The 13,008-nt window shown below is 69.7% G+C and carries 13 protein-coding genes, 1 tRNA gene and 1 pseudogene; 10 read left to right on the top strand and 5 right to left on the bottom strand.

Features of this window, described 5'->3' with window-relative positions:
• Window positions 1-165: 165 nt before the first annotated feature.
• A complete protein-coding gene (locus VED21_RS06070) occupies window positions 166-1,083 on the bottom strand; it encodes an AEC family transporter (RefSeq protein WP_324881428.1) in 918 nt (305 codons plus the stop codon).
• 106 nt (window positions 1,084-1,189) lie between these two features.
• Entirely contained in the window at window positions 1,190-1,714 is a 525-nt protein-coding gene (gene ruvX / locus VED21_RS06075) for a Holliday junction resolvase RuvX (protein WP_324881429.1), read from the bottom strand.
• A 169-nt stretch (window positions 1,715-1,883) separates the two neighbouring features.
• Here ruvX and VED21_RS06080 point away from each other — a divergent pair, with 169 nt between their 5' ends.
• From VED21_RS06080 to VED21_RS06100, 5 genes are all read left to right on the top strand, one after another.
• A complete protein-coding gene (locus tag VED21_RS06080; RefSeq protein WP_324881430.1) occupies window positions 1,884-2,435 on the top strand; it encodes a hypothetical protein in 552 nt (183 codons plus the stop codon).
• Window positions 2,436-2,521: 86 nt separating this feature from the next.
• Entirely contained in the window at window positions 2,522-2,809 is a 288-nt protein-coding gene (gatC, locus tag VED21_RS06085) for an Asp-tRNA(Asn)/Glu-tRNA(Gln) amidotransferase subunit GatC (RefSeq protein WP_324881431.1), read from the top strand.
• The gene (gene gatA, locus VED21_RS06090; protein WP_324881432.1) at window positions 2,809-4,290 is read left to right on the top strand and encodes an Asp-tRNA(Asn)/Glu-tRNA(Gln) amidotransferase subunit GatA; all 1,482 of its coding nucleotides are present in this window, start codon (window positions 2,809-2,811) and stop codon (window positions 4,288-4,290) included. The genes gatC and gatA overlap by 1 nt, the downstream gene beginning before the upstream one ends.
• Before the next feature lie 22 nt (window positions 4,291-4,312).
• Window positions 4,313-5,764, top strand: coding sequence for an Asp-tRNA(Asn)/Glu-tRNA(Gln) amidotransferase subunit GatB (gatB, locus tag VED21_RS06095; RefSeq protein ID WP_324881433.1), 1,452 nt, complete (start codon window positions 4,313-4,315; stop codon window positions 5,762-5,764).
• A 119-nt stretch (window positions 5,765-5,883) separates the two neighbouring features.
• The gene (locus VED21_RS06100) at window positions 5,884-7,935 is read left to right on the top strand and encodes a PAS domain S-box protein (protein WP_324881434.1); all 2,052 of its coding nucleotides are present in this window, start codon (window positions 5,884-5,886) and stop codon (window positions 7,933-7,935) included.
• A gap of 66 nt (window positions 7,936-8,001) precedes the next feature.
• Here VED21_RS06100 and VED21_RS06105 read toward each other — a convergent pair whose 3' ends face one another.
• Window positions 8,002-8,241 (bottom strand): hypothetical protein, encoded by a 240-nt coding sequence (locus VED21_RS06105; protein WP_324881435.1) that lies wholly within the window; start codon window positions 8,239-8,241, stop codon window positions 8,002-8,004.
• Between the two features lie 235 nt (window positions 8,242-8,476).
• Here VED21_RS06105 and VED21_RS06110 point away from each other — a divergent pair.
• The 4 genes from VED21_RS06110 (at window position 8,477) to VED21_RS06125 (ending at window position 11,168) form a co-directional block, all read left to right on the top strand.
• Window positions 8,477-8,569, top strand: a tRNA-Ser gene (locus tag VED21_RS06110).
• Window positions 8,570-8,592: 23 nt separating this feature from the next.
• Window positions 8,593-9,249 (top strand): DUF47 domain-containing protein, encoded by a 657-nt coding sequence (locus VED21_RS06115; protein ID WP_324881436.1) that lies wholly within the window; start codon window positions 8,593-8,595, stop codon window positions 9,247-9,249.
• 102 nt (window positions 9,250-9,351) lie between these two features.
• Window positions 9,352-9,711 carry a hypothetical protein gene (locus VED21_RS06120; protein WP_324881437.1) on the top strand — a complete coding sequence of 120 codons (360 nt, stop codon included), beginning with the start codon at window positions 9,352-9,354 and terminating at the stop codon, window positions 9,709-9,711.
• Window positions 9,708-11,168 (top strand): methyl-accepting chemotaxis protein, encoded by a 1,461-nt coding sequence (locus tag VED21_RS06125; protein WP_324881438.1) that lies wholly within the window; start codon window positions 9,708-9,710, stop codon window positions 11,166-11,168. The genes VED21_RS06120 and VED21_RS06125 overlap by 4 nt, the downstream gene beginning before the upstream one ends.
• A 23-nt stretch (window positions 11,169-11,191) precedes the next feature.
• Here the strand turns inward: VED21_RS06125 and VED21_RS06130 are convergent, their stop codons facing one another.
• Window positions 11,192-11,770, bottom strand: a complete 579-nt coding sequence (locus VED21_RS06130) for a thioredoxin family protein (protein WP_324881439.1) — start codon at window positions 11,768-11,770, stop codon at window positions 11,192-11,194.
• 108 nt (window positions 11,771-11,878) lie between these two features.
• On the opposite strand from VED21_RS06130, the gene VED21_RS06135 reads away from it, so the two are divergent.
• Window positions 11,879-12,766 carry an alpha/beta hydrolase gene (locus tag VED21_RS06135; protein WP_324881440.1) on the top strand — a complete coding sequence of 296 codons (888 nt, stop codon included), beginning with the start codon at window positions 11,879-11,881 and terminating at the stop codon, window positions 12,764-12,766.
• On the opposite strand, the pseudogene VED21_RS06140 reads toward VED21_RS06135, so the two are convergent.
• Window positions 12,750-13,008: pseudogene (locus VED21_RS06140) on the bottom strand (hypothetical protein); the annotation flags it as partial. The gene VED21_RS06135 and the pseudogene VED21_RS06140 overlap by 17 nt on opposite strands.

Below are 13,008 nucleotides of genomic sequence, written 5' to 3' on the forward strand. Positions count from 1 at the left end.
GGGCTCGCCAGCGACGCCGGCTTCGCCGACCAGTCGCACATGGGCCGCGCCGTTCGCCGCATGACCGGCGTTGCCCCCGGACGGCTCACCGAACTGATGGCCGAGGACGAGGCGTTCTGGTTCTACCGCCTGCTCGGCGAACGGTTTGGCTGACGCGGTACGGCCTCAGCCGAACGCCACCAGCACCACGGGCAGGGTGAGTGCCGCCAGCAGCGTCTGCACCGTGATGACGCTGGCGATCAGCCCGTGGTCGCCGCCCATCTGGCGGGCCAGCACATAGGCGCTGGCGGCGCAGGGGGCGGCGTTGAACAGCACGGCGATGGTCAGCGGCAACCCTTCCAGGCCGATCAGCAGCCCGACAACGCCGGTCACCGCCGGGACGAGCAGCAGCTTGAGCGCGGTGGCGATCACCACGCCCCGTCCGGCCGCGCGCGCCGCCCCCAGGTCCAGCCCGGCGCCGACCGACAGCAGGCCCATGGGCAGCGCCGCGCGCGCCAGGATATCCACGATGTCGCCGACGACCGGCGGCCGGCCGATGCCGCTCAGGCTCAGCGCGGCGCCGGTCAGCGCTGCCAGGATGATCGGGTTCTTCGCCAGCCCGGCGGCGATGGCCCTCGCCCCGGCCCCCTGGGCGTTGCTGCCGTGGCGCGCCAGGACCAGCACGCACAGCACGTTCACCGTGGGCACCGCCACGGCGAAGCCGACCGCCGTCAGCGCCAGCCCGGCCGGGCCGTAGAGCGTGCGCGCCGCCGCCAGGATGACGTAGGTGTTTATGCGCACCGCCCCCTGGAAGACGGAGGTGAAGGCCGGCCCGCCCAGCGCCATCCAGCGCCGGCCCAGCAGCATCAGCGCGGCCGCCGTCAGCAGGCCGGCCTCCAGCGCCGTGCCCATGCCCAGCACGTCGCGCGCGGCCAGCTTCGCCTTCGACAGCTCGTCGATGATCAGGCAGGGGAAGAAGAGGAAATAGGTGAGGCGGTCGGCCGCCGGCCAGAAGGCGTCCGGCACCACGCCGCGGCGGCGCAGCCCATAGCCGAACAGGATCAGCAGGAAGATCGGGGCCAGCGCGGCAAAGACGGCGATCATCGGGAAGGGGGAGCGGGGAAGGGGGGCGTGAGCATAGCCACTCCCATCGCCGCGTTCACGCCCACCCGGCGCAGGGCTCCCCCGAACGCTGCGCAAGGCCCGCCGGTCAGTAATCCTCGTCGTCGTCCCCGGCCACGTCGCGCTCCGCCTGCCGGCGGGCGTTCGCCAGCCAGTCCAGCGCGCCCTGTAGGATGTAGGCGGCGGCCATCTTGTCCACCACCTCGCCGCGGCGCTTGCGGGTCATGTCCTGGCCGATCATGAAACGCTCGACGGCGGCGGTGGACAGCCGCTCGTCCCAGAAGGCGATCTCCGCGTCCCAGCCCAGCAGGTCCGGCCGCTCCATCAGGTTCTTGGCGAGGGCGCGCGTCGATTCCGCGCGCGGCCCCTCGCTGCCGTCCATGTTCAGCGGCAGGCCCAGCACCAGCCCCTTGACGTCGTAGTCGCGGATCTTGCGCGCCAGTTCCTGCGCGTCCTGGGTGAACTTGCGCCGCTCGATGGTGCCGATGGGCGAGGCGACGACGAGGCCGGGGTCCGACACCGCCAGCCCGATGGTCTTGGTGCCGACGTCGAGGCCGAGGAGGCGCCCGCCCTTGGGCAGGGACGCGGCGAGGTCGCGAAGGTCGTGGATCATGGCCCCGGACCATAGGCCCGCCGCGCCAAAGCGGCAAGACCCGCGAAGCGACCGTGGGACGCACCCCGTTCGGGACCCGCCCCCCCTCGGAAGCCCGTTGGCGCACGCGCCACGAAAAGCGCCATGCTGAAGGCTGGCGCCGGTCGAGGTGGTGCCGGTGGAGGTGGCGATGCGTGCGCGTCCCTGGCTGTGGCTCACCCTGCTGTGCTTGGCGGTTCCGGCCGCCGCAACGGAGTATGCGCCGGACCATGCCATCGACCCCAAGGTGTCGCCGGTGCTGTTCGCCGACGAGACCTACGGCGGCCGCTTCCCGGACGAGCTGCTGTACGAACAGCGCGACGGCATCCGCACCTTCACCGCCATCTACAACAGGGACGAGGGCTACACCTCCGTCATCTTCGGGCAGGCGCAGAGCGGCGTGTTCGAGGCGCGCGGACGGGCGCCGGGCGAGGTGAAGCGCTTCTTCATCCCCGACGGCAGCGCCGCGACCGCGGTAGGCGTGGGGGCCACGGTGCAGCAGGGGCGCCGCTACGCCTTCGAACGCTACGCGCTGCGCCACGACGGGCACGACTACGGCTGCTTCGTGGCGACGGCGCCGTCCGAGGCGGACGTGGTCATCGTGAACCTCTGCCGCTTCGACGCGCAGGTGCCGGACGACGCGGCCGTCGTGCGCACGCTGGGCCTGCTCTCCTTCGCCGACGCCCGCGCGCGGGAGACGTGAAAAATCCATCCATCGTTGCGGATCCCGCCATCGGGTGCTAGCTTCCGAGCCGTTTTTCCCAGGACGTCGCGGAAGAGAGTACAGGCATGTCGCTCGACAAGGCCACCGTGGCCAAGATCGCGCATCTGGCCCGCATCAAGGTGCCGGAAGAGGAACTCGACCATCTGGCGGGCGAGCTGAGCCACATCCTCAGCTTCGTCGAGCAATTGAACGAGGTCGACACCGGCAACGTGCCGCCGATGACCGGCATGGCCGCGCAGAAGTTGCGCCGCCGGCCCGACGTCGTGACCGACGGCGGCTACCAGGAAGACATCGTCAAGAACGGCCCGGAGACGGCCGAAGGCTATTTCTCCGTGCCGAAGGTGGTCGAATAATGACCGAACTCACGCATCTGACTATGGCCGACGCCATCAAGGGCCTGGCCGAGAAGCAGTTCACCGCCGTCGAGCTGACCGAGGCGCACATCCGCGCCGTGGAGAAGGCCCGCCCGCTCAACGCCTTCATCACCGAGACGCCGGACAAGGCGCTGGAGATGGCCAAGGCGTCCGACGCGCGCCGCGCGAAGGGCGAGGCCGGCCCGATGGACGGCCTGCCCATCGCGGTGAAGGACCTGTTCTGCACCAGGGACGTGCTGACCACCGCCGCCAGCCACATCCTGGACGGCTTCAAGCCGCCCTACGAATCGACCGTCACGTCCAACCTGTGGCGCGACGGCGCGGTCATGCTGGGCAAGGTGAACCTGGACGAGTTCGCCATGGGCTCGGCCAACATCACCTCCTACTACGGCGACGTCGTCAACCCGTGGAGCCCGGGCGAGCCCGGCAACTGGCCGCGCAAGCTGGTGCCCGGCGGCTCGTCGGGCGGTTCGGCCGCCGCCGTGGCGGCGCGCGTGGCGCTGGGTGCCACGGGCACGGACACCGGCGGCTCGATCCGCCAGCCGGCCGCCTTCACCGGCATCGTCGGCATCAAGCCGACCTACGGCCGCTGCTCGCGCTGGGGCATCGTGGCGTTCGCCTCGTCGCTGGATCAGGCCGGCCCGATGACGCGCACGGTGCGGGACAGCGCCATCATGCTGCGCTCCATGTGCGGCTTCGACCCGAAGGACAGCACGTCCGTCGACCTGCCGGTGCCGGACTTCGAGAAGGCGCTGACCGGTGACATCCGCGGCCTGCGCGTCGGCATCCCGAAGGAATACCGCGTCGACGGCATGCCGGCCGAGATCGAGCAGATGTGGCAGAAGGGCGTGGAGTGGCTGAAGGCCGCCGGCGCCGTCCCGGTCGAGATCAGCCTGCCGCACACCAAGTACGCGCTGCCCGCCTACTACATCGTGGCGCCGGCCGAGGCGTCGTCGAACCTCGCGCGCTACGACGGCGTGCGCTTCGGCCTGCGGGTGCCGGGCGGCAACCTGAAGGAGATGTACGAGAACACCCGCGGCGAGGGGTTCGGCAAGGAGGTGCGCCGCCGCATCCTGATCGGCACCTACGTGCTGTCGGCCGGCTACTACGACGCCTACTACCTCCAGGCGCAGAAGGTGCGCACGCGCATCAAGCAGGACTTCGACCTCGCATTCCAGGAATGCGACGTCATCCTGACGCCGACGGCGCCCAGCGGCGCCTTCGCCATCGGCGAGAAGATGGACGACCCCATCCAGATGTACCTGAACGACGTGTTCACGGTGCCGGTCAACCTCGCCGGCCTGCCGGGCATGAGCCTGCCCGCCGGCCTGGGCGCGGACGGCCTGCCGCTGGGCCTTCAGCTCATCGGCAAGCCCTTCGACGAGGAGACGCTGTTCCGCGTGGGCGGCGTCATCGAAGAGGCCGCGCAGTTTACCGCCACCCCGCCGTTCATGGCCTGAGCCGGATCAGAAAGTTAGACCCATGACGTACATCCAGGGTGAAACGGGCGATTGGGAAGTGGTGATCGGGCTTGAGGTGCATGCCCAGGTCATCACCAAGTCGAAGCTGTTCTCCGGCGCCGCCACCGATTTCGGCGCCGCGCCCAACAGCCAGGTCAGCTTCGTCGACGCCGCGTTCCCCGGCATGCTGCCCGTCATCAACGAGCACGCGGTGGAGCAGGCGGTGCGCACCGGCCTGGGCCTGAAGGCGCAGATCAACCTGCACTCGGTGTTCGACCGCAAGAACTACTTCTACGCGGACCTGCCGTCGGGCTACCAGATCAGCCAGTACCTGCAGCCCATCGTCGGCAAGGGCGAACTGGTGCTCGACATGCCGGACGGCTCGTCCCGCACGGTCGGCATCACCCGCCTGCACCTGGAGCAGGACGCCGGCAAGTCCATCCACGACCAGCACCCGTCCAAGACCTACATCGACCTGAACCGGTCGGGTGTCGCGCTGATGGAGATCGTGTCGGAGCCGGACCTGCGCTCGGCCGAGGAGGCCGCGGCCTACGTGCGCAAGCTGCGCTCGATCCTGCGCTACCTCGGCACGTGCGACGGCAACATGGAGGAAGGCTCCATGCGCTGCGACTGCAACGTGTCGGTGCGCAAGCCGGGCCAGCCGTTCGGCACGCGCTGCGAGATCAAGAACGTCAACTCCATCCGCTTCGTCATGGCCGCCATCGAGTACGAGGCGGCCCGCCAGGTCGAGGTGCTGGAGGCCGGCGGAAAGATCGACCAGGAGACGCGTCTGTGGGACACCACCAAGCTGGTGACCCGCTCCATGCGCTCCAAGGAAGAGGCGCACGACTACCGCTACTTCCCCGACCCCGACCTGCTGCCGCTGGAGCTGGAGCCGGAGTGGGTGGAGGAGATCAAGCGCACCCTGCCCGAACTGCCGGACGAGAAAAAGGCCCGCTTCATCGGCGACTACAAGCTGTCGGCCTACGACGCCAACGTGCTGGTCAACGAGAAGGCCAAGGCCGACTACTTCGAGACGGTCGCCAAGGGCCGTGACGCGAAGCAGGCCGCCAACTGGGTGACGGTGGAACTGTTCGGCGCGCTGAACAAGGCCGGCCTGGAGATCGAGCAGAGCCCGGTCTCGGCCGAGAACCTGGGCGGCCTGCTCGACCTGATCGCCGACAACACCATCTCCGGCCGCATCGCCAAGGAGGTGTTCGCCGAGATGTTCGAGACCGGCGAAAAGCCGGCCGACATCGTCGAGAAGAAGGGCCTGCGTCAGGTCACCGACACCGGCGCCATCGAGGCCACCATCGACCAGATCCTGGCGGCCAACGCCGACAAGGTCGCCGAGTACAAGTCCGGCAAGGACAAGCTGTTCGGCTTCTTCGTCGGCCAGGCGATGAAGGCCACCCAGGGCAAGGCCAACCCGGCCATGGTGAACGAGATCCTGCAGAAGAAGCTGCAGGGCTGACGGCGTTCCGCGCCCCCCTTCGCCATTGGCGGGGGTGGGGCGCGGACTTGCCGATCGCGCGGCGAATTGTCCGTTGCAATTCGCCGTCCGCCGGTCTCCATTGGGTGTCGGGAGGCGGCATGGACGGCTTGGCACTGATCGGTGTGGTTGCGGCGCTTGGCATCGGCCTGCTGGCGGGATACGCCGCGGGCCGGCGGCAACGGGCGCACGGCGGCTCGCAAGACGGTCCGCCGCTCCGCCGGGCGCTCGACACCGCGCCGATCGGCGTGATGATCAACACGCGCGACGGCGCCAACCTCTATCACAATCAGAAGCTGCTTGAGACCTTCCGCTGCGCGCCCGATGATCTGGCGCGCGGTGTCGAGGGAATCTACGTCCGTCCCGAGGACCGCGCCCGCTACGTCGACCGCCTGTACCGCGACGGCCAGTTGTTCCAGCAGCTGGAGTTCCGCCGCCGCGACGGCGAGGTGTACACCGGCACCATGACCTCGGCGGTGATGGAGTTCGAAGGCCGGCCTGCCCACATCACCTGGTTCCACGACCTCACCGAAAAGATCCAGGCCGACACCGAGCGGCACGAACTGGCCGAGCGGCTGCACATGGCGCTGGAGGCCAATGGTGCTGCGGCGTGGGACGCCGACGTGGTCAACCACACCTGCTGGTGGTCCGACACCTTCCCCAGCATGCTGGGCTTCGACCACGTTCCGGAGATGCCCTTCGACTTCTGGGAAAGGCGCCTGCATCCGGACGACCGGGAGCGCGTGCTGGCCACCATCGACGCCTATCTCAGTGGCGCGATCCCGCTGTACGACTACAGCTACCGCCTGCGGCGCGAGGACGGCGGCTGGATCTGGGTGGAGGCCAAGGGCCGCGCCATCCGCGACGAATCGGGCCGCGCCGTGCGCTACGTCGGCATCATGACCGACGTTTCGGCGCGCCGCCGGCAGGAGGAGCTGGTGCGCGCCAGCGAGGAACGGCTGCTGCGCATCCTCGAGGCCAGCCCGATCTCCGTCAACATCACGTCGCGCGACGGGCGCTGGCTGTTCTGCAACCCGCAGACCGAGCGGATCATCGGCCGCCCGCGCGCCGAGCTGATGCGGACGCCGGCCACCGGCTATTACGCCGATCCGGCGGTGCGCACGGCGCTGATGGCGCGGCTGGCGTCCGAGGGTGCCTTCCGCGACGCCGAGGTGGCGTTCCGCCGGCTGGACGGCACCATCGTCTGGGTGCTCGCCTCCTGGGACGAGATCGAGTTCGAGGGGGAGCCCGCGTACCTCACCTGGCTCTACGACATCACCGACCGCAAGACCGCCGAATCCGAGCTGACGGCCGCCAAGGAAGCCGCCGAGCACGCGCTGAACGACCTGCGCGTGGCGCAGGAAAGCCTGATCCAGGCGGAGACCATGGCGTCGCTGGGCCAGCTGGTGGCCGGCGTGGCGCACGAGATCAACACCCCCATAGGTATCGGCCTGACCGCCGCCACCCACATCGCCGAGCAGACGGAGCGGCTGCGCGGCCTGTTCGGCAAGGGGGCGGTGCGCCGGTCGGACTTCGCCGACTACCTCCAGGCGGTGGAGGAGGGTTCGCGCCTGCTGGTCTCCAACATCAACCGCGCCGCGGAGCTGGTGCAGAGCTTCAAGCAGGTGGCGGTCGACCAGTCGTCGGGCGGGCGGCGCGCGTTCGACCTGAAGACCTACATCGACGAGGTGCTGTTCAGCCTGCAGCCGCGCCTGAAGCGCACGCGCGTGACGGTCAGCGTGGACTGTCCGGACGACCTGACGATGGACAGCTACCCCGGCGCGCTCAGCCAGGTTCTGACCAACCTCATGATCAACGCCGTCGTGCACGCCTATGGGGAGGGGGCCGCCGGCCACGTCCGAATCGCCGTGCACGGCGAGGGCGAGGATGCGGTGGCGCTGGACTTCGTCGACGACGGCAAGGGCATTCCGCCGGACGTCCTGCCGCGTATCTTCGACCCGTTCTTCACCACCAAGCGCGGGGAGGGCGGCAGCGGGCTGGGGCTGCACATCGTCTACAACACGGTCAGCCGGGTGCTGGGCGGCCGGCTGTCGGTCGATTCGCGGCTGGGGGAGGGCACGCGCTTCACGCTGAACCTCCCGCGCGTCGCCCCGCAGGCCGCGGAAGACACGCTCGCGGCGGGCGCACCTTAAGGGTGCCAAGCCCGCTCCGGCGGATTCGGGGGGCGGATTCGGCGGCCGGATTCGGGGGGCGGGCGCCTAGGCGGCGTGCAACTCGTGGTACTGCAGGTGCTTCGGCCGCCGGCCGCGGCGCTTGGGCACGTTGGCGAAGGCGGCGCGGCTGCCGTCCTGGCCCTCGGCTTCCGCGCGCAGTTCCTGGAGGCAGCGTTCCAGCAGCTCCTTCTCGCGCATGTCCTCGCGATCGGTGATCTCAAGGCAGCTCAGCTTGATCTCGGCGAGGTCGATCAGCGTTTCTATGACGCGCTTCGAGAGGCTCATCGCACACCCCCAAACCCACGGTTCTTATGGTCACGGTGCCATGCTACGGCAGGCTCATTAAAAAGTCGCTAAAATTTTATACTTATTTGTCACTGATACGCCGAAAATCCGATGTGATGGCCGTCACACCCCTTTCCTCCCATTTCGAACGTCCTACCCGGCCAGGAGCGTTGACAAGCCCACACCAGCCCCGCTAGAAACTCGCTCACCACGGCGCCGCAAGGCGTCCACCGGTGGAGCGGTGGGTGAGTGGCTGAAACCAGCAGTTTGCTAAACTGTCGTACGGGGATAACTCGTACCGGGGGTTCGAATCCCCCCCGCTCCGCCACCTCTTCCCCTGATCGGTTCCCGATGCTGCGTCCGCTTCTCGGGCTCATCAAGCGCCTGATGCCGCGCGAAGAGCCGTTCATCGACCATTTCGTCGATCACGCCAATCGCGTTGCCGAAGCCGCCGCGGCCTTCCGCGCCATCGTCCACGGAGAGGGCAGCTTCGAGCACCACGTCGCGACCATCCGCCGGATGGAGCGCGAGGCCGACGCCATCACCGAGGCGACGGTCGAGGCGACGCACCGCAGCTTCATCACTCCCTTCGACCGTTCGCAGATCCAAGACCTGATCGACGGGCTGGACGATTGCGTCGACACCATGAAGGACGCCGCCCGCCGCATGATGCTGCGCGGCATCCGCGAGTTCACGCCCGAGATGAAGGAAATGGCGGACCACGTCGTCCGCTGCGCCGAGATGGTGCGCGATTCGATGCCGCTGCTCGGCTCCATCAGCAAGGAGAGCGAGCGCCTGCTCGAGTCCTTCAAGGCGGTGAAGCGCGCCAAGAAGGCGGTCAACGAGCTGCGCGATTCGGGCCTCGCCGCCCTGTGGGCCAGCGCCGGCCCGCTCTCGCCCGGCGAGAAGCTGCTGGTCGAGGAAACCTATGACCTCGTCGCCTCCGTCGCCGACCGGCTGAAGGACGTCGCGAAGACGGTGACCGGAATCGTCACCGAACACGTCTGACCAGCGTTCGCGGACATCCTGTCGCAGTCTAAGTTTCCGTCTCGCTAACCTTTCCAAGTCTATACTGACCGGGCTTTCGACGAATCCCGGACAGTGGCCATCATGGCGAATCCATCCACACTGCGATCCGGTTCCTTGTGGCCGGCGGGCCTGCTGCTCGCCGCGTCGCTCGCGGCCGTGGTCGCCCTGCGCCTCGCGCCGCCCGACGCGGCCGGGATCGTCGCCGCCTATTTCCCGCCGACCCTCGACACCGGCGATGCCGTCCGGCGCATCGCCGCCGCCGACGGGCGACTCGTCACCGCCGGTGGCGTGTCCGGCATGTGGCTCGTCCAGTCCGACGAGTCCGGCCTGCCGGAGCGCCTGTACCGCGCCGGCGCGTGGTTCGTGTTCGACGCCGAGGGCGCCTCGGGCTGCCTGGGCAACGGCCGGCGGATTCCCAACACCGGGGAGAGACCATCATGAACATCGATGAACTGGAGCGGCTGCGGCGCCAGACGTCGGCCTTCTTCGTGGCGGCGCTGTGGGCGCACGTCCCGTTCGTCCTGCTCACCGGCCTGCTGAACGGCACGGCCGGCTGGGGCGCGGAGGTCGCGGCGGCGGTCCTGGCCGCCGTGGTCACCATGGCGTGGCGCCTGGACGCCACCGGGGCGACGACGCGTTATCTGGTGGCGGTGGCCATGGTGGGCGTGGTCTCGCTGCTGGTCTACCGCGCGGCGGGGCCGTGGCAGATCGACCTGCACATGTACTTCTTCGCGGCCTTCGCCATGCTCGCCGCCTATTGCTGCTGGCGGACCATCCTGGTGGCGGCGGTGGCGACGGCGCTGCATCACCTCGTCCTCAACTTCGTCTTCCCCTACGCGGTGTTCCCCGACGGCGCCAGCTTCGCGCGCGTGGTCCTGCACGCCGTCATCGTGGTGGTGGAATGCGGTGTGCTGACGTGGCTGGTGGTGCAGTTGGAGCGGGCCTTCGCCCGCACCGCCGAGGCCGCCGCCGATCTGCGCGCCGCCGCCCAGCGCGTCGAGCACGAGGCGGCCGAGCGCCTGCGCGCCGAGGCCGCCGCGCAGGCGCAGCGCCAGACCGCGCTCCTGGAGGCGGCGAACAGCTTCCAGTCCCGCCTGGAGGGCTCCGTCGTCGAGCTGGACGAGAGCACCCAGTCGCTGCGCACCCACACGCGCGAGGTGGTCGACGTGGTGCAGCGGGCCGGCGGGCGCATGTCGGCGGTGGCCACTGTGTCCGGCGACACCTCGACCAGCATGCAGTCCGCCGCGGCGGCGGCCGAGCAATTGGCCCGCTCGATCTCCGGCATCAGCGGCGAGGTCGCGCGTTCCGCCCAGATGGCGACCGCGGCGGTGGCCGAGGCCGGCTCCACCGACCAGAAGGTGGCCGGCTTGGCCGAAGCCGCGCACCGCATCGGCGAGGTGGTCGAGCTGATCAACTCCATCGCCAGCCAGACCAACCTTCTGGCCTTGAACGCCACGATCGAGGCGGCGCGGGCCGGCGAGGCCGGCAAGGGCTTCGCCGTCGTGGCGAGCGAGGTGAAGAACCTCGCCAACCAGACCGCCAAGGCGACCGAGGACATCACCCAGCAGATCACCGCGATCCAGGACGCCACCGGCGAGACGGTTCAGGCGATCCGCTCCATCGGCGACCGCATCAAGGAGATCGACCGCATCGCCGCCAACCTCGCCGGCGCCGTGCACGAGCAGGACACGACGACGCGCGAGATCACCCGCATGGTGACGCAGGCGGCCGGCGGCACGCAGTCCATGTCGGCCGACATCGGCGAGGTCAGTCAGGCGGTGGGCAGCGCCGCCAGCGCCGCCGCGACGGTGCTGGGCACCGCCGACACGGTGGCCGGCAAGTCGCACACCCTGCGCCTCGAGATCACCCGCTTCCTGGAGCAGCTGCGCAGCGCCTAGCCGCCCGTCGCCCGGCGCCCGTCCTACCCCGCCGCGCGCTTCAGATACTCGTCGAAGCGCGTGGCGTCGTAGGCCTTCTCGCGCACGAAGCGGAACATGGCCAGGAACTCCGGCGGCTTCAGCAGGCCGCGCTGGCGGAACACCTCGGTCTCCACCGTGTGCTTGCCCTTGGGCATCTGGTCCGGTTCGGGGAAGAACTGGATCGTCGGCGTGAAGACGATGCCGTACTTGCGCGCCAGCTTGCGCTCCTCCAGCTCCTCGCCGTCGAAGTCGGTGACCTTGCGCGCCCCGTGCAGGTTCAGCGACAGGATGGTGAAGTGGTCGCGCACGTAGCGCTCCACCTCCGGCACGGCGAAGTTCACCACATGCATGTCGCGGCAGTAGATGCAGCCGCGCTGCTCCCACACGATGGCGAAGCGCTTGCCGGCGGCCTGCGCCTCGGCAAGGTCGTCGTGCAGGTGCAGGAAGCTCTGCAGGAACCACGGCTGCGTGTGCAGCCCGTCTTCGGTCATCAGCGCTTCCGCCGCCGCCGGCACCGAACCAAGCGATGCCGAGCCGCCTGCCGCCAGCAGGCCGAGCGCGAAGGTCCGGCGCGTGATCATCGAAGCGTCTCCTCCCCGAAACCTTCCGCGTGGAAGGCGTTTGCCGGAGTGCCCCGGCACGTCTACTATTTCATATAATTCTAATGAGAACAGTTGGGGAGGGCAACCATGTCGCTTCTGCGAGCCGCGCGCGCCGCGTCACTGGCGCTGGCATTGGCCGCCACCGCCTCGGCCGTGTCCTCGGTGGCCGCATTCTCGGCGGCGCGGGCCGAACCGGTCGAGAGGTCCGCGGACGGCCTGCGCCTGGGCGGCGAACTGGTCAGGGCCGGCGAGGTGAAGGACGGCGTCGTCCTGCTGGTGCACGGCACGCTGGCGCACCACCGCATGGAACTGATCCAGGCGCTGCAAACGGCGTTGAAGGAGCGAGGGCTGTCGTCGCTGGCGGTGACGCTGTCGCTGGGGCTCGACGCGCGGACGGGGATGTACGACTGCGCGCAGCCGCACCGGCACCGCCACGCCGACGCTGTGGGGGAGATCGCCGGCTGGGTCGCGTGGCTGAAGGGGCAGGGCGCCGGCCCGGTGACGCTGCTCGGCCATTCGCGCGGCGGCAACCAGGTGGCGCGCTATCTGGCCGGCGCGCCCGATGGTGCCGTGGCGCGCGCGGTGCTGCTGGCCCCCGCCACCGGCGAGCCGCCGGCCAACCGCGAGACTGTGCTGGCCGCCGCCGAGGGAAAGCCGGACGACGCCATGGTCGACGTGCCGGCCCTGCTGTATTGCGGACCCGGCCGGGCGACGGCCGGCGCGGTGCGCTCCTACTACGCCGACGACGCGCGGCACGACACGCTGTCGCTGGTCGGCGGCATCCGCGTGCCGCTGCTGCTGGTCGGCGCCGCCGACGACACGGTGGTTCCGAAGCTCGTGCCGCGCCTGGAGGAGGTGAAGGGCAGGCCCGGCGTGCGCACGGCGGTGATCGACGGCGCCGACCACTTCTTCCGCGACCTCGCCGCCGAGGACGCGGCCGACGCGGTGGCCGCGTTCATCAAGGCAGCGCGGTAGCCGGCACCGGCGGCAGCTTGGCGACCAGTTCCGCCAGCAGGCCCCAGAAGAACGCGTCGCCAGGGTAGCCGAGGATCCGCCCGACCTCCCGCCCGTCCTCCACCAGCACGAAGGTGGGTGTGTGCACCACGCCCGCGATGGCTTTGAGGTCGTCGGGGCGGGGGGCCCGCAGGTCGACACGGCGCAGCGGCGCGGCGCGCCCCTCCGCCGTGCGCGGGTAGGCGGGGCCGACCTCCTTGTGC

Origin of the sequence: Azospirillum sp. (genome assembly GCF_035627195.1) — a bacterium.
Classification (GTDB): domain Bacteria; phylum Pseudomonadota; class Alphaproteobacteria; order Azospirillales; family Azospirillaceae; genus Azospirillum.

Coding starts and splice junctions, on each gene's coding strand:
- VED21_RS06070 (WP_324881428.1), bottom strand. CDS start 1,083: ATGATCGCCGTCTTTGCCGCGCTGGCCCCGATCTTCCTGCTGATCCTG.
- ruvX (WP_324881429.1), bottom strand. CDS start 1,714: ATGATCCACGACCTTCGCGACCTCGCCGCGTCCCTGCCCAAGGGCGGG.
- VED21_RS06080 (WP_324881430.1), top strand. CDS start 1,884: ATGCGTGCGCGTCCCTGGCTGTGGCTCACCCTGCTGTGCTTGGCGGTT.
- gatC (WP_324881431.1), top strand. CDS start 2,522: ATGTCGCTCGACAAGGCCACCGTGGCCAAGATCGCGCATCTGGCCCGC.
- gatA (WP_324881432.1), top strand. CDS start 2,809: ATGACCGAACTCACGCATCTGACTATGGCCGACGCCATCAAGGGCCTG.
- gatB (WP_324881433.1), top strand. CDS start 4,313: ATGACGTACATCCAGGGTGAAACGGGCGATTGGGAAGTGGTGATCGGG.
- VED21_RS06100 (WP_324881434.1), top strand. CDS start 5,884: ATGGACGGCTTGGCACTGATCGGTGTGGTTGCGGCGCTTGGCATCGGC.
- VED21_RS06105 (WP_324881435.1), bottom strand. CDS start 8,241: ATGAGCCTCTCGAAGCGCGTCATAGAAACGCTGATCGACCTCGCCGAG.
- VED21_RS06115 (WP_324881436.1), top strand. CDS start 8,593: ATGCTGCGTCCGCTTCTCGGGCTCATCAAGCGCCTGATGCCGCGCGAA.
- VED21_RS06120 (WP_324881437.1), top strand. CDS start 9,352: ATGGCGAATCCATCCACACTGCGATCCGGTTCCTTGTGGCCGGCGGGC.
- VED21_RS06125 (WP_324881438.1), top strand. CDS start 9,708: ATGAACATCGATGAACTGGAGCGGCTGCGGCGCCAGACGTCGGCCTTC.
- VED21_RS06130 (WP_324881439.1), bottom strand. CDS start 11,770: ATGATCACGCGCCGGACCTTCGCGCTCGGCCTGCTGGCGGCAGGCGGC.
- VED21_RS06135 (WP_324881440.1), top strand. CDS start 11,879: ATGTCGCTTCTGCGAGCCGCGCGCGCCGCGTCACTGGCGCTGGCATTG.